The following is a 21,314-nucleotide window of genomic DNA, read 5'->3' as shown; positions in this document are numbered from 1 at the left end:
GACCACCGGGCGGCGCGGTGTTTCACGAGCGACCACCTATGAAACGGTCGCGGTCGGATGGCCGCGTCACCATGCCGCGGCGATCGGGCGACCGTGTCCTGCCGCTCGGCGAACTGGGCCGAACACCCCTCACGAGCCCGGGTGCGTGGTCAGCAGTCGCGTGCTGGCGGTCATTCGTTCCCTCTGGCGCCAGGTTCCGGGCGGTTCGCCGTGGTGCCGGCGGAAGGCTGCGGCGAAGGCGAAGGGCGAGCTGTAGCCGACGGTGTCGGCGATCTGGGCCAGGCTGAGATCGCCGGCACGCAGGTTGTCGCGGGCTAGGGTCATGCGAAATTCGGTCAGGTACTGCATGGGGGCTTGGCCGAGGGCCTCGCGGAACACCCGGGCGAAGGCGGCCCGGGACAGGCCGCTGAGCTCGGCGAGCTCGGGGACCGTCCAGGGGTGGGCCACATTCTCGTGCATGGCTTGCAGCCCGACGCCCAGCCGCGGATCCGCCGCCGCCCGGTACCAGCGCGGCGCGGTCGCGCTGCGGCGGAACTCGCTGCGGATGGCCAGCACGAGGAGCAGATCCAGCAGGCGGTCGAGCACGAGTTGCTGTGCGGGCTCGGTGCGGACCAGCTCGCGCGACAACATGGTGATCACCTCCCGCAGCGGGTCGTCGTCGGCCGACGAAAGGGTCATGAACTGGGGCAGTGCGTCCAGCAGCCCGGCGCCGACGTCGCCGGAGAACCGGTAGGCACCGCACAGGAACACAGTGGCCCGTGGGTTGTCGGCAGGCCCCATATGGGCATGGCGTGCCCGGAACTCCTCGGGCTCCAGGCACGCCGCACCGGGCTCGTGTCCGATGTAGTGGTTCTCTCCGCCGCGCACGAGCGTGACGGATCCCGGGATGAGCTCGACCGTGCTGCCGGGGGTGTCCAGCCACAGGTAGCCCCGGCCGCGGACGACGGTGTGGACCGACAGCTGTATGGAGCCGCCCAGGCGCAGCCCCCACGGTGGTTCGGCGACGGTCCGCGCGAACACCGCGCCGGTGGCGCGGGCCCGCACCAGATGGTCGGAGAGCAGGTCCATGGGACCAGCTTGAGCAGTACGCCCATCAGGGTCAAGGCGTGAGAGCATCGCGTATAAAGTCGAGAGCTATTCGCATGGATTGTCTTGAGAGACGCGGCAACCATGGAGTCATGAGCAATGAAATGCCTACTGCACTCATCCTGGGCGGCACCGGTCGGTCCGGTTCGCTGTTGGCCGGCGGGCTCGCCCAGCGCGGCATCACTGCCCGTGCCGCGGCGCGCAGCGGAGCGGATGTCCGGTTCGACTGGGACGACCCGGCCACCTACGCCGACGCCCTGGCGGGTGTGGACCGCGTCTACCTGGTGACGCCCACCATTCGCCTGCGCTACGCCGATCAGGTCGCCGCTTTCCTGGACCGCGCCGAGGCGGTCGGTGTGCGTCACGTCACCCTCCTGAGCGTCTACAACGCCGACCAGGCGCCCGCGGAGATCGACTTCGCCGCCGTCGAGGCAGATCTCGTCGCTCGCGACGGCATCACGCACTCGATCCTTCGCCCGGCCTGGGTGATGCAGAACTTCGCCGACGAGCACCTCCCGCTCATCGACGGAGCGATCATCGCCCCGAGCAGCGGGGGCAGGGAGGCATTCGTCGATGCTGCCGACATCGCCGCGGTCGCGGCTGAGACGCTGCTGGACCCGGCCGCCCACGCCGGCGCCACCTACTCGCTGACCGGTCCGCAGGCTCTCACCTTCCAGGAGGTCGCGGACACCATCGCGCTCGTGAGCGGCCGTCCGGTCGCTTACCACGACATCGACCAGGAGGCGTGGATCAGCGGCGCGCTCGCGACGGGCCTGCCCGCCGACTACGCGGTGATGCTGCGCTGGCTCACCGGGGCCGTCATCTCCGGCAACGGCTCCACGCCCACCGGCGATGTCGAGAAGGTCACCGGCCGTCCCGCGACGATCTTCCGGGAGTTTGCCGGGCGCTACGCCCATGTGTGGACAGCGGAGGCGGCGTGAGCAAGACGGTCAGCGACGACACGCCCCTGGCCGGGGCGGACAGTCCGTTCTTCCGCATCATCAAGCAGGGCCTGGACGGCCTGGTCGACGGGGAGGACTACTACGACCTCCTCGCCGAGGACGTGGTCTTCGAGTACGTGATCACCGTGCCGGGGTACCCCCGCCGGGTCGAGGGACGGCAGGCGATCGTCGACCTGTACCGCGACTATGGCGATTACGTCACCCTGCACCGCGCCGACAACCTCCGCGTCCACCGCGACCCCGAAACCTCGGTCGTCGTGCTGGAGTACGAAGTCCACGGCACCTCGGTCCCGACGGGGCGGCCCTACGACAACCGCTTCGTCTCCATCGTGACCATCAAAGACCACAAGGTGACGTACTGGCGCGACTACCTGGACCCCATCGCCGTCTTCGACGCACAGGGATGGCCACAGGACCGGCGCCCGTAAGAGCCAGTGAGCCCACCGGGCGCCCGCCAAGCGGTTTCGTTCATCGGCGGGTCGGTGAGGTCCTGGAAGTCCTTCATCGTTTTCGGCGCTCGATCGGGTCCCGGCGTCTGCCGGTGTCCGCGGACGGGGGACCGCGGACACCGGCGCTAGGTCGAGGCGCTTGCTCATGTGGAGACGGAAGGTGCCGTACGGGTTGACGTTGGACCACGGGCTTGGGACATCGGTACAGCGGTTGGCGCTGAGAACGATCATGGTCCGGGCGGCACGAGTGCGCTGACGCGGTTCTCGTACTCGCGGCGGGCCTTGCGCTGGGCCGGGACCGCCGGGAAGCCCTGGGCTCGTTTGCCGACAGGCAGGGTGATGGGGCAGTGTCAGCGTGCTTGCGAGAGCAGGTCGTGCGAGAGGTCCCACAAGCGGCGCGCGCCCACCGGGTCGACAGCGTAGCGGGCGACGCCGTGCAGGGTGCCGGAGCGGCGGTCGACGACCTCGGTCTCGTTGCAGTCGACGAAGTAGCGGCCCCCAATACCTTCCAGGAGCGGTGAGGTCGCAAGGAGGACGGAGGTCGCGGCGCCCTGTTCGACGGTCTTGATCAGTTCGGCGGGGACACGGCCGCTGCCCCGTCCGCCGGTGTGGCGTTGCAGGTTCGTGTAGATGGCGCCGGGCATGAGCGCGTTGGCGGTGATGTTGTCGTCGGCCCAGCGGCGGCTCGCTTCCACCGCGAAGAGGACGCCCGCGGTCTTGGACTGGCCGTAGGCGAGCCAGGGGTCGTAGGGGCGGAAGGCGAAGTGGATGTCGTCCCACACGATCGGCGACCGCTGGTGCCCGGTGGAGCTGACGGCCACCACGCGGGCGTTGCCGTCGGCGGCGAGCGCGTGGTGCAGGCCGGTGGCGAGGGCAAAGTGGCCCAGGTGATTGGTGGCGAACTGCCACTCCCAGCCCTGCTCGGTGTACTGCTCGGGGCAGGCCATGACGCCGGCGTTGTTGACCAGGATGTGCAGCGGCCCCTGCCAGGCGTCGACGAACGCGGTGACCGACGCGAGATCGGTCAGGTCGAGGGGTGCGACGCGCACCTCGCGGTTCCCGGTGGAAGCCGTGATCTCCTTGGCGACGCGTTCGCCCGCCGCCGCGTCCCGTACCGCGAGGGTGACCTCCGCGCCGGTGGAGGCCAGGGCACGGGCCGTCTCCGCGCCCAGTCCGGAGGAAGCGCCGGTGACGACGGCGCGGCGGCCGGTGAGGTCGATCCCGGCCGCTGCTTCGGCCGCGGTGGTGCTGAATCCGAACGGGGTGGTGATGGCGTTCATGGGAGAACTCCTCGGGGAAGTGCTGAAACGCGTGGTCGCGGTGTGGTCAGGGGGTGAGCAGGCGGTCCTGTTCCGTCGGCGGTGTGCCGGAGTGCCAGTCCAGTGCCTGACCGAAGCGGACCAGCTCGCCGTAGAGGGCAGGGTCGACGTGCTCGGCGAGGAGCAGATCGATTACGGCTGTGGCGGCCTGGGCGGGTGACTGGGCCTGGCTGTAGTCGTCGAACCATGGGCGTGAGGTGGGGGTGTCGACCATGCCGGGGCATACGGCGGCGACCAGGGTGCCGGTGGCCAGGTCGCGGTCGCGGCGGTCGGCGGCGACCGCGCGCACTGCGGCTACCTGGGCCACCTTCGAGGGCACGTTCAGCCACAGTGGCCAGCCTTCTTCCGCGGCCGTCTTGTGGTGGATGGCGCTGCGCCAGGACTCGACGGCGTACTCGACCTGGTCGAGGCTCGCGCCGTCGAAGAGGTGGTGCAGGCGTGGGGGGAGGTGGCCGAGGGTGCCCAGGCTGCTGGCCACCACGAGGAGCCGGCCGCCAGGGCGCAGGACGGGGCCGAAGGAGCGCAGCACCGCGTGGGTGGCGGTGTTGGAGACGTCGATGAACTCGTCGGCCCGCTCGGCCTGCGACTCACCGGGCAGCAGGCGGGCGACCGCGTTGGACACGACGATGTCGACCCCGCCGTGGCGGGCTCGCAGGTCCTCGGCGAGGCGGGCGACGGCGTCGGTGTCCGTGACGTCCAGGACCTCGCCCTCGACGCGGGCCCGGGCCGAGGGCGCCTGCGCGACCTGATGCGCCGCGTCCATCACCCGCTGCCGATTGCGGCCGGTGAGCAGGACCAGGTCATCCCGGTTCATGCGGGCGGCGAGCCCTTCGGCGAGGGCGCGGCCGAGTCCTTGGTTGGCGCCCGTGACAAGGGCGATGCGGCAAGCGTTCATGGCTCCACGCTAGGAACGCCACATCCATGAGTCCAACGAAAGTTTGGCACTTGTAGTATGCGTAAACGTCATGGACTTCGCTGATGTGTCGCTGACCGCGCTGCGCGTGCTGCGCGCCGTGGCCGAACAGGGAACCTTCACCGCGGCCGCCGCATCGCTCGGGTACACCCAGTCTGCGGTCTCCCGGCAGATCGCAGCGATCGAGCGTGCGGCGGGCGCGGAACTGCTGGAGCGGCGGCGCGACGGCGTCCGGCTCACCGACGCCGGCCGCATCGTCATGCGCCGCGCCACGACCGTGCTCGACGAGATCGAGGCCACCGCGCGCGAGCTGTCCGGCCTGCCGGGGCAGGGCGGGACAGTACGTCTGGGATGGGTGCCCAGCGCGGGCGCCGTTCTGGTGCCCCGGGCCCTTGCCGAGCTGCGCCGCACCGACCCCGACCTGCATATCGTCGGCCGCGAGGGCGGTACTCCCGCGCTGGCGCGCGCCCTGCGGGCCGGCAGCATCGACCTGGCCCTGCTCGCCTCCGCGCCGCCGTTTCGCGCGCCGGACACCGAATCGCCCCCGCTCGCCCTGCAGACGCTGACCGAACGCGCTCTGTGCCTCGCGGTACCGGCCAACCACCCGCTGGCTCGCGGCGACTACGTGGATGTGGCCGACCTGCGTGGCCAGCGGTGGATCGCCGGCTCCTCCTCCGGGGAGGACCGGCTGATGGGCGTATGGCCGGGCCTGGACGAACGGCCCGAGATCGTCCTCACCGCCCGCGACTGGCTGGCCAAGCTCCACCTCGTCGCCGCCGGCTGTGGACTGACCACCGTGCCGGCCACTCTCACACCCGTCGCGCCAGCCGGGGTGCGCATCCTGCCCGTCCGAGGCGGCCCCCAGGAACAACGGCGCCTGCTACTGGCTCGCCTCCCCCACCCGCCGGAACAGTCCGTCAGCCGCGTGGCAGCCGTACTGCGCGCCGAGGCACTCGCCACCACCCCCACTGCTCCCCCCTCCTGACGACGAGCCCGCATGTCCAACGGCATCGTTGGCGAGGGGCTGGGGGCATGTCGGGCACAGCCCTGTCTGGCCGACCGGCACCCGGGTTCCCACCGACTTCCTGCGCCTGCACGAGGCCGCGTACGCGCCGATCGCCGCCGGGCAGAGCCTGATCGAGGGCACCGCGTAGCCCACTACCAGGTCCCTCAAGAGCGGGTGCGGTTATCGCCGATACTCGGTGACCTGCTGGTCCTGGCTGCGATCATCGCGCGCGACTGCCGAGGACCGAGGGAGCGGGCGTGCCCACCAACTTTCTGACCGAGGACCAGCGCAAGCGCTTCGGTCGCTTCACCGAGGGACCCGATGAGGGGCAACTCGCCGGGTCCTTCCTGATGGACCAGACCGCGCGGCGCCGGGCGATGGCCGCCAAGGGCGCCAGAAACCGGCTCGGCTGGGCACTCCAGCTCGGCACCGTCCGCTATCTGGGGACCTTCCTCGACAACCCCGAGGAGGTCCCCACCGTCGTCGTGGACTACGTCGCCGAACAACTGGGCCTTGAGGCCGGCGACCTCGCCGGGTACGGCGCGATGGAACACCGCTGGGACCACCAGGAGCAGATCCGCACCGCGTACGGGTACACGAAGTTCGAGTTCGACCAGTGGTTCACGCTGGCCCGCTGGATGTACCAGCGGGCCTGGATCGGCTCCGAGCGCCCGACCCTGCTGTTCGACCTGGCCACCAAGCGGCTGGTGGACAAGAAGGTGGTGCTGCCCGGCGTGACCGTCCTGGAGCGCCTCGTTTCCGGCACCCGCGAGCGGGCGGAGAAGCGGCTGTGGGCGACCCTCGCGGACGCGCCCACCCCCGAGCAGGCCGCGCAACTTCAGCAGCTGGTCGTCGTCCCCTCCGGGAAACGCATATCGGAGCTGGACCGGATGCGCCGCTCCCCGCGGGACATCTCCGCACGCGGGGTGGGCAAGGCCCTGGAACGGTATGAGTCGCTGAACGCGCTGGGCGGCAGCGGCTGGGACCTGTCCTCGATCCCACCCGGGCGCCTCCAGGCACTGGTCCGCTTCGCGAAGGCCGCCCGCGCCCAGGCCGTCGCCGACCTCGCCGGCAACCGGCGCCTGGCCACCCTGGTCGCGTTCGCCTCGGTGATGCCGCAGGTCGCCGCCGACGAGGCGATCGAGGTCTTCGACCTGGTGATGGGCGACGTCATCCGCAGCTCCGCCGCCAAGATGACCAAGAAGCGGCTACGGACCCTCAAAGACCTCGACGCCGCCGCCATCCTGCTGCGCACGGCCTGGCTCACCGTGTCCGGTACCGCCGCCGACCCGGACGGCGACATCCGCGCAGCCCTCGACGCGATCGACGTCGCCCCGTTCCACGCCGCCGCCGAGGTTGTCAAGGAACTCGCCCAGCAGCCCGACGACGGCTCCGAGCAGATGCTGGCCGCCCGCTACAACACCATCGCCCGGTTCCTGCCCGGCCTGCTCAACACATTCGCTATCGAGGCCAGCAAGGCCGACAAGCCGACGTTGGACATGCTCAGCTTCGAGGCGAGCGCGGCCGGCGAACCGGTGCTGGCCGCGCTGCGCTTCGTGAAGTCCCTCAAGGGGCGACGCCGTCCGATCCAAGCCTGGGAGGTCCCGGCAAAGGTTCTCACCTCCGCCTGGCGCCGCCTGGTCTTCCCACCCCCGCCGATGCCGGTGGGCAGTGTCGAGAAGCGGGCCTTCATCGTGGCCAGCACCGAGGCCCTGCGCACCGCGCTGCACCGGCACGAGGTCTACGTGCCCGGCCTGCGCAAGTGGGGCGACCCCAACGCCCGGCTCCTGGACGACGACGCATGGGAGGCAGCCCGCTCCCGGGTCTGCGAAGAACTCGACCTCGACCCGAAACCCGACAAGATCCTGGGTGGCTGGACCGACCGGCTCGACGCGGCGCACCGCGACTTCGCCGACGGCCTGGCCGCCAACCCGGCCGTACGGATCGAGCAGCAGGGCGGCCGCGACCGCATCATCCTCACCAGCCTCGACCGCCAGGACGAGCCCGCCTCCCTGGCCGAGCTCCACAAGGAGGTCGAGAAGCGGATGCCCGCCGTCGACCTGCCCGAGATGGTGCTGGAGGTCAACTCCTGGACCCCGTTCCTGACCGACTTCACCCACGTCTCCGAGGCCAGCTCCCGCATGGACGACCTGCCGCTGTCCGTGGCCGCCGTGCTCACCGCGGAGGCCACCAACGTCGGCGTGGAACCGATCGTCCACGACGGCGTCGACGCGCTCTCCCGCGACCGGCTGTTCTGGGTCGAGCAGAACTACCTGCGCGCCCAGACCCTGACCCTCGCCAACGCCAGGCTCGTGGACTACCACATGCGACTGCCCCTGGTGCAGGCATGGGGCGGCGGTGAACTCGCCTCCGCCGACGGCCTGCGCTTCGTCACACCGATCCGCACCCTCAACTCCGGGCCGAACCCCAAGTACTTCGGCACCCGGCGGCGCGGGGTGACGTTCTACAACTTCCTCTCGGACCAGTTCAGCGGCCTCCACGGCATCCTGATCCCGGGCACCCAGCGCGATTCCTTCTACATCCTGGACGGACTCCTCGAACAGGAGACACCGCTGCGACCCGTCGAGATCACTTCGGACACGCACGGCTCCTCGGAGATCGTGTTCGGCCTGTTCAGGCTCATGGGCTACCAGTTCTCCCCACGCCTGGCCGACGCGGGCAGCGCCATCCTGTACCGCGCGGACCCCGATGCCGACTACGGCCGCCTCAACGACCTGACCCGCGACAAGATCAACCTCAAGCAGATCACCACCTGCTGGGACGACATGCTCCGCCTCGCCGGCTCCCTGCACTCCGGCACCATCAAAGCCTCCGAAGCCCTGCGCGTCCTCGCGCCCGGCGGCAAGCCCACCCCCACCGGCAAAGCCGTCATGGAACTCGGGCGCCTGGACCGCAGCGCCTACCTTTCGTCGTACTTTACCGACGAACTGCTGCGGCGCCGGGTCAACACCCAGCTCAACCGACAGGAATCCCGCCACCAGCTCGCCCGCCGCATCTTCCACGGCCAAAAGGGCGAGCTCAGGCAGGCATACAGGGAGGGCCAAGAAGATCAGCTGGGGGCACTGGGGCTGATGCTCAACATCGTGATCCTGTGGAACACGGTCTACTTGCAGCAGATCATCGCCGAGATGCGCGCCGAAGGAATCCACGTCCGCGACGAGGACGTCGCCCGCCTCTCGCCGCTGATGTTCGCCCACATCAACTTCCACGGCCGCTACAGCTTCGCGCTGCCCGCTGAAGTCCAGGGCGGTCAGCTCCGCGCCACCCGCAAGCCCGCCGACGCCAGCACCTCGGTCTAAGCCACTCCGTCCGGCTCGCCCGCGGCCTGGGCGAGCCGGTAGCGGACCTTCTCGTGCGACAGCCCCGTCTGGCTGCCGATCTGCCGCAGCCCCCAGCCCTCCGCCTTCGCCGCAGCCATCCCCTCATCCAACGCCGCGTCCGTCACCTCGCCCAGCGCCTCCCGCAGCTGAACCACCAGCCGGATCCGGATCGCGGGGGCCAACTCCGCAAGGCCGTCGCAGAACCGGGCCACGTCCGCCTTCAGGAAACCGATCCTCGGGTCATCGCTCACCCGCACACCCTGGCGGCCCTCATCACTCGCTGTCAAAACTTCTGACAGCAACGCCGGTTCTCTGGTCCGTTCCTACCGGACCCCCGTGCCTCCGCCGCGCAGTGCGGCGACCGTGGTGCCCAGGGCGTCGGCCAGCCTGATGATCGTGGCCACGGTCGGATCCGCGGGCCGCTCCTCCAGATAGGCCAGGTAGTCGGGGGACATCCGGGCGCGGCCGGCCGTCTCCTCCCGGCTGAGCCCCCTCCTGCGGCGTTCGACCCCCACGCGCCGGCCGATGTCGCCGGGATTCGCCGTGCCGACCGGAGGGACGGTCAGGGACACGGCCTTCGCCTCGTCCGTGCCCGGCGGCGTCTCCTGCGGGGCTGCCGGCCCGCCCTGCTCGAAGTGACGGATGTGCGCGTCCGGCCCCGGGAACACGAGGGTGACCTCGTCCGTGTCCGACCACCGCACGTCGTACGGAGGCGTTCCGTCGTCGTGGTGGAGTCCGACGATCCTGCCGTCGCGCCTGGTGGCGCCGGTCGTCGGGCTGTCGATGACGAGCAGGTCGCCGAGGTGAGCTCGCATGATCGCCGCCCTCTCCTCACAGGGGTGCTGTATCCAACCTGCCACGCGGCGCGCGTGGTCGCACGGTCGCCCGGGGCGGGAGCCCCGGTCGGCGTGCCGGCCCTCCTCGGCTCGCTCGGCAGTGCCCGGGCGGCCGTGTTGCCCGGGAGTACGGCGGGGGCGACCGTGGAGGAGGGGGAACGAGGAAGTGAGAACCGTGCGAGCGCTCGTCTATCACGGCCCGGCACAGACGTCCTGGGACAGCGTTCCGGATCCTGTGGTCGAGGAGCCGACCGACGCGATCGTACGCATCGACGCCACCACTGTGTGCGGCAGTGATCTGCACATCCGGCGGGGGGACTTTCCCGAGGTGAAACCAGGGACGGTCCTCGGCCACGAGGCCGTCGGCGAGGTCGTGGACGTCGGAGCCGACGTCCACCGGCTGCTTCCCGGGGACCAGGTCATCGTGTCGTCGGTGTCGGCCTGCGGTGACTGCGGGGAGTGCCGTGAGGCCAGGTACGGCCAGTGCCGTGGGGGCGGTGGCTGGATCCTGGGGAACCTGATCGGCGGGACCCAGGCCGAGCTGGTGCGGGTGCCGTTCGCCGATCACTCCGTCACCCGGTGCCCGTCCGATCTGCCGCTCGACGACGCGGTCCTGCTCGCCGAACTCCTCCCCACCGCCTACGAGGTCGGGGTGCGTAACGGACATGTGTCTCCGGGAGACACCCTCGTCGTCGTGGGCGCGGGGCCCGTCGGCCTCGCCGCGGTGATCGTGGCTCGGCTCTACTCGCCCCGCCGGATCGTCGTCGTGGACCTGGCCGGCGCCCGGCTGGAGACCGCGCTCAGAGTCGGCGCGGACGCCGCCGAGTCGCCGGGCGCGATGATCGCGGAGCTGTCCGAGGGGCCCGGCGCCGACGTGGTCATCGAGGCCTCGGGCGATCCGGACGGCTTCGTGCTGTGCACGCGCGCCGTCCGCTCGGGAGGACACATCGCCAACATCGGCTCGCACGGCAAGCCGGCGACGCTGCATCTGGAGTCCCTGTGGCGCAAGAACGTGACGATCAGCACCGGCCAGGTGGACACGTCCGCCACCCCATGGCTGCTGGAGCTGCTGCGCTGCGGACGCCTGCCCGTCTCCGGCCTGGTCACCCACACCTTCGGCCTCGGCCGCATGGAAGAGGCCTACGAGCTGTTCGCGCACGGCGCCACGACCGGAGCCCTCAAGGTCGTACTGCACCGCGAGTGAACCGGCCCCGGGAAAGGCGGTGGGGAACATGACGCTGCCTCTGGTCGTGGGCGTCGACGGATCGGACTCGTGTCTGCGGGCGGTCGACTGGGCCGTGGCCGAAGCCGCACGCCACGGTCTTCCGCTCAGGCTGGTGTACGGCTCCCTCTGGGAGCGCTACGAGGGCGGCCTGCCGTCGGTGGGCCACGAGCCCTCCTCCGAGCAGGTGTTGGCGGAGCACGTCGTGGCCGCCGCGGCCGAGCGTGCCGCACGGCGCGACACCGAGGTGAAGGTCACGACCGGCATCCTTCCGGAGGACGCGGCGGACGCTCTCGTGCGCGCAGGCGACCACGCCTTCGCGCTGGTGACGGGGTCGCGTGGGCGCGGTCGGCTCCAGGGCATGCTGCTCGGGTCGGTCGGTCTGGCCGTGGCGGCCCGCGCGCCCTGCCCGGTGGTCGTGGTGCGGGGCGACCCGGCGGGCCTGGCGGGTACGCACGAGCGGATCCTGCTCGGCCTCGGGGATGCGGAGACGGGGGCGGAGGCCGTGCGGTTCGCCTTCCGCGAGGCCGAGGTGCGCGGCTGCGTCCTGGACGTGGTGCGCGTCTGGCGCAGGCCGGCCCACGACCGGATCGGCGCCCGGGCAGCGGCCGCCGACGCCCCTGCGGAGCGTGCCTCCGCGCTGCTCGACGACCTGCTCGGCGACGCGGTCACCGCGCATCCGCACGTCCGTACCTGCCGGGCCACCCCTGAAGGCACGGCGGGCAGGATCCTCGTGGACCGGTCGGCGGCCGCGGATCTCGTCGTCGTCGGGGCGGGACACCGAGCAGGTCTCTTCGGGCTTCAGCTGGGCCGGGTGAGCCACACCCTGCTGCACCACGCCTCGTGCCCGGTCGCGGTCGTGCCGCAGCGCCACTGACCGCATCGACCGGAGCCGCCCGTCATGCCGCCGGATGCACTTCTCTGGCGGCGCGGCGATGCGTCCCGCAGCGTGGAGTACGGGGCCGGACCGGCCGGGCGGCGCACACGGCGGAAGAGCCGCACACGCCGGAAGAAGAGAGGTGGCACGCATGGACAAGGATGTCTCCGAGCGTCGGGTGGTGGTCGGCGTCGACGGGTCGCCGTCCTCGTACGAGGCCCTGCGCTGGGCCGTGCGCTACGCCGGCCTGCTGGACGGCACCGTGGACGCCGTCGCGGCGTGGGAGCTGCCGGGCCTGCACGGCTGGTCGGCGCCCGCCGTGGACATGGAGGTCGACGAGGAGGAGACCCGGGAGACGCTGCGCGAGGAACTGACCGACGTACTCGGCGCGGACGCGGTCGGCTCGGTCCGGACCCATGTGGTGCACGGCAACGCCGCCGAGGTCCTGCTGCGCGCCGCCGAGGGAGCCGAGGTGCTCGTCGTCGGCAGCCGGGGAAGGGGCGGATTCGTCCGGGCCCTCCTCGGTTCGGTCAGCCAGCACGTGTCGCAGCACGCGAACTGCCCCGTCGTGATCGTGCGCTCCACGTCGTCATGACCGTGGCGTCGAGCGTGATCCCTTTCGGGGACTTCCAGGCGTCGACTTCCACGCGGCTCCTGTGCCGGTGAGTCCGACCGCGGGCGGGCGTCAGAGCACGTCGAGCAGATCCGACACCGCTCGCCGTGGGCTCGCGGCGCCTTCGGGACCGTGGCCGAGCCGGATCACCATCTGGACGTGCGTCATGTCCAGGACGACCGCGGTGGCCTCTCTGCTCTGCTCGCGCAGCACCCACGCGGGGTCGCCCTCCGCCGGCAGGAGGTCCAGCTCCAGCCGCGGATGCCGGGCCGCGACGAAGTCCCCGGCCTGCTCCAGCACGTGCTTGCCCGTACCGTGCAGGGCCTCGTTCCACTCCTCCCAGGAGGGCGGGACCTCGCGCCCCCGCAGGCCTCGGGCCGGCACCCCCTCGACGTGGACCGCCCACCACGACCGGCCTGCGGTCACCGGGCCGGGACACGGCGGCCTCCAGCCGCCAACTGGCCGCCGCCGTGCACCCGTTCGCGTACGACCGTCCCGGCCCGCCTGTCCATGGCCTGCACGGCCTGCGCGGCGTGTTCCTCGTCATGCCGTCGTGCCGGAGCCGTGATCCGTGCGGGAGCCGTCATCGCGCTCGTCGCCTCCCTGCGGTGCCGGGGACGGGCGGCGCCGCCGATTCCATCGAAGGTTGGTCCCCACCGCGGGCCCGCCGGTCCTCGGCCCGGCGGACTGCGGTCGCCGGCCGTCTCCCGGGCCTCAGTGGTCCGAGCGCCCCGTCGAGCCCTGCGGTTCCAGGTGGGACGCGAGGACGGCCGCCTGGACCCGGCGCTGGACGCCGAGCTTGGACAGCATCCGCGAGATGTGGTTCTTGATGGTCTTCTCCGACAGGTACAGCTTCCTGCCGATCTCACGGTTGGTCAGGCCGTCGCCGATCAGGGCGAGGATCTCCCGTTCCCGGGGCGACAGGCTCGCGAGCTCCGGCGGCATCGCGGGAGTCGCGGCCGGATCCCGGAGGGAGCGCATGAGGTGGGCCGTGGTCGCGGGGTCCAGCATCGACTGCCCCGAGGCGACCGTGCGGACCGCGGAGACGAGGTCCGAGCCCTTGATCTGCTTCAGGACATAACCGGACGCCCCGGCCATGATCGCGTCCAGCAGGGCCTCCTCGTCGTCGAAGGAGGTCAGCATCAGACACGCCAACCCGGGTACCCGGTCGCGCAGTTCGCGGCAGACCGTGATGCCGTCGCCGTCGGGCAGCCGGACGTCCAGTACGGCGACGTGCGGGCGCAGCGCGGGGCCGCGGGAGAGCGCGTGTTCCGCGGTGTCCGCGTCGCCGACCACCTCGATGTCCGGTTCGGCGTCGAGCAGATCGGTCAGTCCGCGGCGGACCACTTCGTGGTCGTCCAGCAGGAACACCCGGATCGGGTCCTGCTCGGTGAAGGTGCGTGGCTCGGTCATGGCGACCCCTCGTTCCCCGGTGGCGAACGGACTGCGGACTGTCCGTGAGGCTGATCATGACCTGTCGGCGCCGTACACACTAGGGCCGACCGGCCCCCCTCACGCCGAGGTCCTCGTGCACGAGGTCGAACCGCACGTCCACCACCCCTTCGACGGCCCGCACCAGGCGTGCGGCCACCGGAACCAGCGCCCGGTCGCGGATGCGGCCCGCCAGCGTCACGACGCCGTCCCGCACCTCCACCTGAACGGCCGAGGACGACAGCGGGAAGAGGTACGACACGATCTCCCGCCGGACCTCCTCGGCGATGTCCTCGTCGTCGCGCAGGAAGACCGTGAGCAGGTCGGCGCGGCTGACGATCCCCTGGAGCAGCCCGGCCTCGTCGACGACGGGCAGGCGTTTGACGCCACCGCGCGCCATGATCCGCGCGGCCTCGGCGACGGTGGCGGCCGCCCCCACGGTGAGAGCGGGGGAGGACATCACGTCGCCCGCCGTCAGGCCCTCGGCCTTCGCCACGTCGACCGGCTGACGCAGTTGCAGGTAGGCCGCATCGGGGTCGTCCCTCAGCTCTTCCTTGGCCAGCAGGTCGGCCTCGGAGACCACGCCCACCACCCGGCCCTCGCCCTCGATCACCGGGAGCGCGCTGACCTTCCAGTCCTGCATCAGCTGCACGATCTCCTTGAACGGGGCCCGGCGGCCGATGGCGGCGACCGTCTGGGTCATGACATCGCTGACGATGCGCGAGGTGCCGTACATGGTGAACTCCGTGGGTTCTGTGTCGGTCCTGCCCTTACCAGCCTGTGCCGGTGCCGGGACGCCGGCCAGGGGCCACCCGGCCCTCCGGGCGGGCCGTCGGGTGCCCGTGCCGTGTGTCATGCACGCGTACCTCGTGGTCCGCAAGGGGGCCGTTCGGCTCTGTGCAGGGACCTGCGGCCCCTGACCCCGCGACGGCCGTGTCACCACGCTGGTATCGGAAACCTCGTCCCGGGAGGTGGAGGCCATGACCCGAACCGTCACGGCAGGTCTCGACGGCTCGCCGGAAAGCCGCGCCGCCGCCGAATGGGCGGCCCGCGAGGCGCGGCTGCGCGATCTGCCGCTGAAGATCCTCCATGTCTTCGAGGTTTTCGAGCCCGCGCCCCTGACCGTGGCGCAGGCGCCGCTGCTCGGCGCCGAGACCGGTCAGGACTGGGCGGAGAGGATTCCGTTCGAGGCCGCGGAGGGCCTGCGACTGCGCCACCCCGGCCTTGAGGTGATCACCGAGCAGGTCCACGGCGAGCCCTCCCAGATGCTGGCCGAGGCGGCGGACGCCGCCGAATTGCTGGCGCTGGGCTCACGTGGCCTCGGCGGGATCGGCGGGTTCATGACGGGTGCGGTCAGCCTGTCCGTCATCGCCCACGCCGTTCGCCCGGTGGTGCTCGTGCGGGCCGGAGAGCAGGCCGCCGACGAACACGCGGCGGACCCCGTGGGAATCCCGTCGGCCGCGACCCCCTTCCGGCCCGTCGTCGTCGGTCTCGACACCGGTGACGTGGACGAGACGCTCCTGGAGTTCGCCTTCGACGCCGCCGCACGCCGCGACGCCCCCCTGCGGATCGTGCACGGCTGGCCCGAGCCGCCCACCGCCTTCTACCGCTTCTACGGCGACGCGGAACTCTCCGGAACGCTCTCCCGCGGTCAGGCGGCCGCCCTGACCGAGGCGGTGCGTCCCTGGCGGCACAAGTTCCCGAACGTCGACGTCATCGAGGCGAGCCGGTGCGGCAGCGCCGCGCAGGTCCTCGTCACCGCGGCCGGCGACGCCTCCCTGGCCGTGGTCGGCCGGCGCGTCCGCACCGGCTCCCTCGGGGCCCACATCGGCCATGTCACCCATGCCGTCCTGCACCACGTCGTGGCGCCTGTCGCCGTGGTCCCGCACGGCTGAGCCCGAGCGGACGAGCAGAGAAGACGTACGAGAAGAGAAGAGCGGAGAGGAGAACCATGACGGACCTTCCGATCGTCGTCGGCGTGGACGGCTCGGAGCCGAGCCTGCGGGCCGTGGACTGGGCGGCCGACGAGGCAGCCCTGCGCGGGGCGGCGCTCCGGCTCGTGCACGCGTCCCTGTGGGAACGCTACGAGGGCGGACTGCTCGCCCCCGATCCGGACGAGCCGCCCGAGCGCGTGCTGATCGAGGACATCGCGGCGGTCGCCTCGCGCCGCGCCCGCCACAGACAGCCGGACATCGAGGTGACGACGGAGGTGCTGCCCGAGGAGCCGGACTACGCGCTGATCCGGGAGAGCCGTGCCGCCCTGTTGCTGGTGCTGGGATGCCGTGGCCGCGGCGAGCTCGCCGAGGCGCTGCTCGGCTCCGTGAGCGTGACGGTCGCCGGACACGCCCACTGCCCGGTCGTCGTGCTGCGCGGCTGCCACGACAACCAGGCCCGCGCCGGGATCCGGGGCCGTGTCGTCCTCGGCGCCGGTGAGAAGCCGGCGGAGTCCGCCGCCGCGCGGTTCGCCGCCGAGGAGGCGCAGCTGCGAGGAGTGCCGCTCCGGGTCGTACGGGCATGGCGCCGGCCCGTGCACGCGACCGGGGAACCGGCGGACGTCCACGAGCGGCAGGCCGCCGAGATCCTGGAGGAGGTCCTGCGGTGCGCACCGGCCGGTGTCGACGTGGACCGCCGCACCGTCGAGGGGTACGCCCGCGACGCCCTGATCGCGGTGTCCCGCGAGGCCGATCTGCTCGTCGTCGGCGCCCGGCACCGGCCCGGTCACGGGCTCCAGCTCGGCCGCGTCGCCCACGGCGTCCTGCACCACGCGGCGTGCCCGGTGGCCGTCGTACCCGAACTTTCCTGATCAAACCTGCAAAATGGCCGACAACGGACGAAGGATCCGAGGTTCCCATGCCCCAGGCCGCTCACCAGCACGGCACCGCCCCCACCGGACGCACCGCTCTCACCGACGACGAACTGCGCACCCTGGACGCGCACTGGCGCGCCGCCAACTACCTCGCGGCGGGCCAGATCTACCTCATGGCCAACCCGCTCCTGCGCGAGCCGCTGCGGCCCGAGCACATCAAGCCGAGGCTGCTCGGACACTGGGGCACCTCGCCCGGCCTGAACCTCGTGTACACCCACCTCAACCGCGTCATCACGGCGCGCGGGCTCGACGCCCTGTGCGTGTGGGGCCCGGGCCACGGGGGGCCCGCCGTCCTCGCGGGCTCGTGGCTGGAGGGCAGCTACAGCGAGACCTACCCGGACGTGTCGCGGGACGCGGCCGGCCTGGAGCGGCTGTTCCGGCAGTTCTCGTTCCCCGGCGGCGTCCCGAGCCATGTGGCGCCCGAGACCCCGGGCTCGATCCACGAGGGCGGCGAACTCGGCTACTCCCTCGCGCACGCCTACGGCGCTGCCTTCGACAACCCCGGTCTGCTTGTCGCCTGTGTGATCGGCGACGGCGAGGCCGAGACCGGGCCGCTGGCCGCGTCCTGGCACTCCGACAAGTTCCTCGACCCCGTCCACGACGGTGCCGTGCTGCCGATCCTGCACCTCAACGGCTACAAGATCGCCAACCCGACCGTCCTGTCCCGGATCCCGGAGGAGGATCTGGACGCGCTGTTGCGCGGATACGGCCACGAACCCCTCCACGTCACCGGTGACGACCCCGCCGCCGTGCACCGAGCCCTGGCCGCGGCGTTCGACGAGGCGCTGGACCGCATCGCCGCGGCGCAGCGCGCCGCGCGGGAGGACGGGGCCGGCGAGCGGGTGCGCTGGCCGGTCATCGTGCTGCGCACACCGAAGGGCTGGACCGGCCCCGCCGAGGTCGACGGCGAACCCGTCGAGGGAACCTGGCGCGCCCACCAGGTCCCGCTGCCCGCCGTCCGTGAGAACCCGGCGCATCTGCGGCAGTTGGAACAGTGGCTGCGCTCGTACCGGCCCGAGGAGCTGTTCGATGCCGACGGACGGCCCGTCCCCGACGTCCTGGCCTGCGTCCCCGGCGGACCGAGGCGACTCGGCGCCACCCCGCACGCCAACGGCGGCCTCCTCCTCCGCGAGCTGCCCATCCCGCCCCTCGACGACATCGCCGTACCCGTCGACAAGACCGGCTCGACCCTGCACGAACCCACCCGGGTCCTCGGCACCCTCCTCGAACAGGTCATGAACGACACGCGGTCGCGCCGGGACTTCCGGCTCTTCGGCCCGGACGAGACCGCCTCCAACCGGCTCCAGGCCGTCTTCGACGCCAGCGGAAAGGCCTGGCAGGCGTGCGTGCTCCCGGTCGACGAACACCTGGACCGGCACGGCCGGGTGCTGGAGATCCTCTCCGAACACCTCTGCCAGGGCTGGCTGGAGGGCTACCTGCTCACCGGCCGGCACGGACTGTTCTCCTGCTACGAGGCGTTCGTGCACATCGTCGACTCGATGGTCAACCAGCACATCAAGTGGCTGAAGACCTCGCGCGAGCTGTCCTGGCGCGCCCCGATCGCCTCCCTCAACTACCTGCTGACGTCGCACGTGTGGCGCCAGGACCACAACGGCTTCTCCCACCAGGACCCCGGCTTCGTCGACCACGTCCTGAACAAGAGCCCCGACGTCGTCCGCGTCTACCTGCCGCCGGACGCCAACACCCTGCTGTCCGTCGCCGACCACGTCCTGCACAGCCGCGACTACGTCAACGTGATCGTGGCGGGCAAACAGCCGTGCTTCGACTGGCTCTCCATGGACCAGGCGCGTGAGCACTGCGCGCGCGGTGCCGGCATCTGGGAGTGGGCCGGCACCGAGAACGGCGGCGCACCGGACGTCGTCCTGGCCTGCGCCGGGGACGTACCCACCCAGGAGGTGCTGGCCGCCGCACAGCTCCTGCGCCGGCACCTGCCCCGCCTCGCGGTGCGCGTGGTGAACGTCGTCGACATGACCCGGCTCATGCCGCACGAGGAACACCCGCACGGCATGACCGAGTTCGAGTACGACGGCCTGTTCACCACCGACAAGCCGGTCATCTTCGCCTACCACGGCTACCCGTGGCTCATCCACCGCCTGGCGTACCGCCGCACGGGGCACGAGAACCTGCACGTGCGCGGCTACAAGGAGTCCGGCACGACGACCACTCCGTTCGACATGGTCGTGCGCAACGACCTCGACCGCTACCGGCTCGTCATGGACGTCATCGACCGGGTCCCGGGCCTCGCCGTGCAGGCGGCGTCCGTACGCCAGGCCATGGCCGACGCCCGCACCCGCCACCACGCCTGGATCCGCGCCCACGGGACCGACCTGCCCGAGGTCGCGGAGTGGAGCTGGCAGAGCTGAGCGTGGCCGTGTCGACCGGACCCGTGGCGCCGAAGGAGCCGGCCTCGACGGTGCCCCGGACGCGCCTCGTCGGCCTCGCGGGAGTCAGGCGGACCCTGGTGGGCCTGCCCGACCAGCACACGGGACCGGGCGCGAGACCGGCGGGGACCGTCGTCCGTGCGATGTGCGCGGTGGCGTCCGGTGCCGTTCGGCACACGTCGCCCGGGCCGGGCCGTCCGCCGACCGGGCGGACACGGCGCCGCCGGTCACCACGGTCACCACGACGATCCCAGGCCTCCACGACGTCCTCGCGACGGCGTGGCGGGTTCCCGGCGTTCACCGGGCACCTCCCGCGGGCCGGGGAAGCTCGGGGTCTACGTCGAAGACGTCCCGCAGCCCCGTGACGTGCAGGACGCGCAGGAAGGCCGCGTCGCCCGCGACCAGCCGCAGCCGGCCCTGCCGGGCGAGCACCCGGTTGCGCGCGCGGCACAGGACGCCGAGCCCGGCGCAGTCGATGAACGCGACCGGACGCAGGTCCAGCACCAGGTCGAGGTGGGATGCGCGGGTGACCGTGTCGAGCCGTTCCGAGAGAGCGGGCGCCGTCAGCACGTCGATCTCGCCCCGCAGGGTCACGACCGTCGCCCCGCAGCTTCCGTGGCGGGCCACGGCCGACAGCGGTTCCATGGGCTCGCCGGTCGCGTGCCCCGTGTGCTTCTCGGCCATGGGGAGATGGAACCGGGTAGGCCGGACCTGCCGGTAGGGCCGTCCGGCCCTGGTCGCCGGTCCGTCCGGGACACCCGTGCCACTCGTCCGCCACCGGTGCGGGCCGTGGGCGCCCGCGCGCACCGCGCGGCCCGGTGTGAGGGCCGGACGGCCCAAGCGGAACGTCCCGCGCACCGACGAAGCTGAAAGTGCCGGACTCGCGACGGACCGACCGAAGAGGGTGAGGAACGCCATGAAGGGCTTCGTCTTCCACGGTCCCGGACAGGCCTCCTGGCAGGACGTCCCGGACCCCGGCATCAAGGAGCCGACCGACGCGATCGTGCAGGTCGGCGTCGTGACGATCTGCGGGACGGATCTGCACATCCTCAAGGGCGACGTGCCCGAGGTGCCTGCGGGAACCGTGCTCGGCCATGAGGCGGTGGGGGAGATCGTCGAGGTCGGCGGCGATGTGCGCACCGTCCGGCCGGGGGACCGGGTGCTGATGTCCTGCATCACCTCGTGCGGCCGGTGCCGCTTCTGCCGGGAGCAGCGCTACGGCCAGTGCCGGGACGGCGGAGGCTGGATCCTCGGCCATCTGATCGACGGCACCCAGGCCGAGTACGTCCGCGTTCCCCACGCCGACCTGTCGGTGCACGCGCTGCCCGGTGCCGTCCGCAGCGCGGACGCCGTCCTGCTCGCGGACGTCTTCCCCACCTCGTACGAGGTGGGCGTGCTCAACGGACAGGTGCGTCCGGGGGACACCGTGGTCGTCGTCGGCGCGGGTCCCATCGGGCTCGCCGCGATCGTCACGGCCCGGCTGTTCTCGCCCGAGCGGATCATCGCCGTGGACCTGGCCCCGGCCCGGCTGGAGGCGGCCCACCGAATCGGTGCCGACGCCGTCGCGGACGTCCGGGAAGCCCCCGCCCAGCTGGTCGCCGACCTGACCGACGGGCTCGGCGCCGACGTCGTCATGGAGGCCGTCGGCGTCCCCGACAGCTTCGAGCTGTGCACCCGCATGGTCCGCCCGGGCGGGCGTGTCGCCAACATCGGCGTGCACGGCAGGCCGGCCACGCTGCACCTGGAAGACCTGTGGATCAAGGACGTGACCATCACGACGGGCCTGGTGGACACCTGCTCCACCCCGACCCTGCTGCGGATGACCGCCGCCGGCCGCCTGCCCACCGGGCACCTGGTCACCCACGCCTTCCCGCTCGCGCAGATGGAAGAGGCGTACGACGTCTTCGCCAACGCCGCGGAGACCGGCGCGCTGAAGGTGGTGCTCGGCGAGGAGCAGCACGCACAAGTGGCGCTTCCCACGGCCTGACCGG

Annotated in this window: 21 protein-coding genes and 1 pseudogene; 12 read left to right on the top strand and 10 right to left on the bottom strand. The window is 71.8% G+C overall.

Translation table 11 applies throughout. The annotated features are described in order from the left end of the window. Positions 1 to 129 precede the first annotated feature (129 nt). A complete protein-coding gene (locus BIV25_RS09720) occupies positions 130 to 1,068 on the bottom strand; it encodes an AraC family transcriptional regulator (protein ID WP_071371800.1) in 939 nt (312 codons plus the stop codon). Between the two features lie 122 nt (positions 1,069 to 1,190). On the opposite strand from BIV25_RS09720, the gene BIV25_RS09715 reads away from it, so the two are divergent. Together BIV25_RS09715 and BIV25_RS09710 are read left to right on the top strand one after the other, a co-directional pair. Further along, the gene (locus BIV25_RS09715) at positions 1,191 to 2,027 is read left to right on the top strand and encodes an NmrA family NAD(P)-binding protein (protein WP_256255698.1); all 837 of its coding nucleotides are present in this window, start codon (positions 1,191 to 1,193) and stop codon (positions 2,025 to 2,027) included. After that, the gene (locus tag BIV25_RS09710) at positions 2,024 to 2,476 is read left to right on the top strand and encodes a nuclear transport factor 2 family protein (protein WP_071371937.1); all 453 of its coding nucleotides are present in this window, start codon (positions 2,024 to 2,026) and stop codon (positions 2,474 to 2,476) included. Before BIV25_RS09715 ends, BIV25_RS09710 begins: the two co-directional genes overlap by 4 nt. A 371-nt stretch (positions 2,477 to 2,847) precedes the next feature. Here BIV25_RS09710 and BIV25_RS09705 read toward each other — a convergent pair whose 3' ends face one another. Then, a complete protein-coding gene (locus tag BIV25_RS09705) occupies positions 2,848 to 3,777 on the bottom strand; it encodes an SDR family NAD(P)-dependent oxidoreductase (RefSeq protein WP_071371798.1) in 930 nt (309 codons plus the stop codon). A 46-nt stretch (positions 3,778 to 3,823) separates the two neighbouring features. Then, entirely contained in the window at positions 3,824 to 4,711 is an 888-nt protein-coding gene (locus BIV25_RS09700) for an SDR family NAD(P)-dependent oxidoreductase (protein ID WP_071371797.1), read from the bottom strand. A gap of 70 nt (positions 4,712 to 4,781) precedes the next feature. Between BIV25_RS09700 and BIV25_RS09695 the strand changes: the two genes are divergently transcribed. The 3 genes from BIV25_RS09695 (at position 4,782) to BIV25_RS09690 (ending at position 9,055) form a co-directional block, all read left to right on the top strand. Next, the gene (locus BIV25_RS09695) at positions 4,782 to 5,714 is read left to right on the top strand and encodes a LysR family transcriptional regulator (protein WP_071371796.1); all 933 of its coding nucleotides are present in this window, start codon (positions 4,782 to 4,784) and stop codon (positions 5,712 to 5,714) included. A gap of 28 nt (positions 5,715 to 5,742) precedes the next feature. Beyond that, positions 5,743 to 5,883, top strand: coding sequence for a hypothetical protein (locus BIV25_RS50890; RefSeq protein ID WP_177235215.1), 141 nt, complete (start codon positions 5,743 to 5,745; stop codon positions 5,881 to 5,883). A gap of 109 nt (positions 5,884 to 5,992) precedes the next feature. Further along, complete coding sequence (locus BIV25_RS09690) at positions 5,993 to 9,055, top strand: Tn3 family transposase (protein WP_071371795.1); 3,063 nt, start codon at positions 5,993 to 5,995, stop codon at positions 9,053 to 9,055. Here the strand turns inward: BIV25_RS09690 and BIV25_RS09685 are convergent. Together BIV25_RS09685 and BIV25_RS09680 are read right to left on the bottom strand one after the other, a co-directional pair. Further along, positions 9,052 to 9,327 (bottom strand): hypothetical protein, encoded by a 276-nt coding sequence (locus tag BIV25_RS09685; protein WP_079176553.1) that lies wholly within the window; start codon positions 9,325 to 9,327, stop codon positions 9,052 to 9,054. The genes BIV25_RS09690 and BIV25_RS09685 overlap by 4 nt on opposite strands. Before the next feature lie 87 nt (positions 9,328 to 9,414). Continuing rightward, positions 9,415 to 9,891: pseudogene (locus BIV25_RS09680) on the bottom strand (DUF1918 domain-containing protein); the annotation flags it as partial. A gap of 196 nt (positions 9,892 to 10,087) precedes the next feature. On the opposite strand from BIV25_RS09680, the gene BIV25_RS09675 reads away from it, so the two are divergent. From BIV25_RS09675 to BIV25_RS09665, 3 genes are all read left to right on the top strand, one after another. After that, positions 10,088 to 11,116 carry an alcohol dehydrogenase catalytic domain-containing protein gene (locus BIV25_RS09675; RefSeq protein WP_071371793.1) on the top strand — a complete coding sequence of 343 codons (1,029 nt, stop codon included), beginning with the start codon at positions 10,088 to 10,090 and terminating at the stop codon, positions 11,114 to 11,116. A 28-nt stretch (positions 11,117 to 11,144) separates the two neighbouring features. Further along, positions 11,145 to 12,011 carry a universal stress protein gene (locus tag BIV25_RS09670; RefSeq protein ID WP_079176531.1) on the top strand — a complete coding sequence of 289 codons (867 nt, stop codon included), beginning with the start codon at positions 11,145 to 11,147 and terminating at the stop codon, positions 12,009 to 12,011. A 151-nt stretch (positions 12,012 to 12,162) separates the two neighbouring features. After that, a complete protein-coding gene (locus BIV25_RS09665) occupies positions 12,163 to 12,606 on the top strand; it encodes a universal stress protein (RefSeq protein WP_071371791.1) in 444 nt (147 codons plus the stop codon). A gap of 90 nt (positions 12,607 to 12,696) precedes the next feature. On the opposite strand, the gene BIV25_RS52515 is transcribed toward BIV25_RS09665, so the two are convergent. The 4 genes from BIV25_RS52515 to BIV25_RS09650 all read right to left on the bottom strand — a co-directional run bounded on the left by BIV25_RS52515 (position 12,697) and on the right by BIV25_RS09650 (position 14,791). Continuing rightward, positions 12,697 to 13,050 (bottom strand): hypothetical protein, encoded by a 354-nt coding sequence (locus BIV25_RS52515; protein WP_071371790.1) that lies wholly within the window; start codon positions 13,048 to 13,050, stop codon positions 12,697 to 12,699. Next, a complete protein-coding gene (locus tag BIV25_RS50885; protein ID WP_177235214.1) occupies positions 13,047 to 13,211 on the bottom strand; it encodes a hypothetical protein in 165 nt (54 codons plus the stop codon). The genes BIV25_RS52515 and BIV25_RS50885 overlap by 4 nt, the downstream gene beginning before the upstream one ends. A gap of 127 nt (positions 13,212 to 13,338) precedes the next feature. Then, positions 13,339 to 14,037 (bottom strand): response regulator transcription factor, encoded by a 699-nt coding sequence (locus BIV25_RS09655; protein ID WP_071371789.1) that lies wholly within the window; start codon positions 14,035 to 14,037, stop codon positions 13,339 to 13,341. Positions 14,038 to 14,116: 79 nt separating this feature from the next. Continuing rightward, on the bottom strand, positions 14,117 to 14,791 hold the full coding sequence (locus BIV25_RS09650) for a CBS domain-containing protein (RefSeq protein WP_071371788.1): 675 nt from the start codon (positions 14,789 to 14,791) through the stop codon (positions 14,117 to 14,119). A gap of 244 nt (positions 14,792 to 15,035) precedes the next feature. Between BIV25_RS09650 and BIV25_RS09645 the strand changes: the two genes are divergently transcribed. From BIV25_RS09645 to BIV25_RS09635, 3 genes are read left to right on the top strand one after another with little or no spacing between them, the layout of a single operon-like run. Then, entirely contained in the window at positions 15,036 to 15,950 is a 915-nt protein-coding gene (locus BIV25_RS09645; RefSeq protein WP_071371787.1) for a universal stress protein, read from the top strand. A gap of 56 nt (positions 15,951 to 16,006) precedes the next feature. Beyond that, positions 16,007 to 16,858, top strand: a complete 852-nt coding sequence (locus BIV25_RS09640; RefSeq protein ID WP_071371786.1) for a universal stress protein — start codon at positions 16,007 to 16,009, stop codon at positions 16,856 to 16,858. Between the two features lie 47 nt (positions 16,859 to 16,905). After that, positions 16,906 to 19,305, top strand: coding sequence for a phosphoketolase (locus tag BIV25_RS09635; RefSeq protein WP_071371785.1), 2,400 nt, complete (start codon positions 16,906 to 16,908; stop codon positions 19,303 to 19,305). 315 nt (positions 19,306 to 19,620) lie between these two features. Here the strand turns inward: BIV25_RS09635 and BIV25_RS09630 are convergent, their stop codons facing one another. Then, positions 19,621 to 20,007 (bottom strand): STAS domain-containing protein, encoded by a 387-nt coding sequence (locus BIV25_RS09630; RefSeq protein WP_071371784.1) that lies wholly within the window; start codon positions 20,005 to 20,007, stop codon positions 19,621 to 19,623. 232 nt (positions 20,008 to 20,239) lie between these two features. Between BIV25_RS09630 and BIV25_RS09625 the strand changes: the two genes are divergently transcribed. After that, a complete protein-coding gene (locus BIV25_RS09625) occupies positions 20,240 to 21,310 on the top strand; it encodes a zinc-dependent alcohol dehydrogenase family protein (protein ID WP_071371783.1) in 1,071 nt (356 codons plus the stop codon). The last annotated feature ends 4 nt before the right edge of the window (positions 21,311 to 21,314 follow it).

Origin of the sequence: Streptomyces sp. MUSC 14, from assembly GCF_001866675.1 — a bacterium.
Lineage (GTDB): Bacteria > Actinomycetota > Actinomycetes > Streptomycetales > Streptomycetaceae > Streptomyces.
Note: the sequence above shows the minus strand (reverse complement) of the source record. Positions and strands in the feature narration are given on the sequence as shown.

What these genes read in the sequence shown, in the direction of transcription:
- BIV25_RS09715 (WP_256255698.1), top strand. Translation starts at nt 1,191, where the DNA reads ATGCCTACTGCACTCATCCTGGGCGGCACCGGTCGGTCCGGTTCGCTG.
- BIV25_RS09665 (WP_071371791.1), top strand. Translation starts at nt 12,163, where the DNA reads ATGGACAAGGATGTCTCCGAGCGTCGGGTGGTGGTCGGCGTCGACGGG.
- BIV25_RS09700 (WP_071371797.1), bottom strand. Translation starts at nt 4,711, where the DNA reads ATGAACGCTTGCCGCATCGCCCTTGTCACGGGCGCCAACCAAGGACTC.
- BIV25_RS09720 (WP_071371800.1), bottom strand. Translation starts at nt 1,068, where the DNA reads ATGGACCTGCTCTCCGACCATCTGGTGCGGGCCCGCGCCACCGGCGCG.
- BIV25_RS09670 (WP_079176531.1), top strand. Translation starts at nt 11,145, where the DNA reads ATGACGCTGCCTCTGGTCGTGGGCGTCGACGGATCGGACTCGTGTCTG.
- BIV25_RS09655 (WP_071371789.1), bottom strand. Translation starts at nt 14,037, where the DNA reads ATGACCGAGCCACGCACCTTCACCGAGCAGGACCCGATCCGGGTGTTC.
- BIV25_RS09645 (WP_071371787.1), top strand. Translation starts at nt 15,036, where the DNA reads ATGACCCGAACCGTCACGGCAGGTCTCGACGGCTCGCCGGAAAGCCGC.
- BIV25_RS09705 (WP_071371798.1), bottom strand. Translation starts at nt 3,777, where the DNA reads ATGAACGCCATCACCACCCCGTTCGGATTCAGCACCACCGCGGCCGAA.
- BIV25_RS50885 (WP_177235214.1), bottom strand. Translation starts at nt 13,211, where the DNA reads ATGACGGCTCCCGCACGGATCACGGCTCCGGCACGACGGCATGACGAG.
- BIV25_RS09695 (WP_071371796.1), top strand. Translation starts at nt 4,782, where the DNA reads ATGGACTTCGCTGATGTGTCGCTGACCGCGCTGCGCGTGCTGCGCGCC.
- BIV25_RS09635 (WP_071371785.1), top strand. Translation starts at nt 16,906, where the DNA reads ATGCCCCAGGCCGCTCACCAGCACGGCACCGCCCCCACCGGACGCACC.
- BIV25_RS09650 (WP_071371788.1), bottom strand. Translation starts at nt 14,791, where the DNA reads ATGTACGGCACCTCGCGCATCGTCAGCGATGTCATGACCCAGACGGTC.
- BIV25_RS09630 (WP_071371784.1), bottom strand. Translation starts at nt 20,007, where the DNA reads ATGGCCGAGAAGCACACGGGGCACGCGACCGGCGAGCCCATGGAACCG.
- BIV25_RS09625 (WP_071371783.1), top strand. Translation starts at nt 20,240, where the DNA reads ATGAAGGGCTTCGTCTTCCACGGTCCCGGACAGGCCTCCTGGCAGGAC.
- BIV25_RS09640 (WP_071371786.1), top strand. Translation starts at nt 16,007, where the DNA reads ATGACGGACCTTCCGATCGTCGTCGGCGTGGACGGCTCGGAGCCGAGC.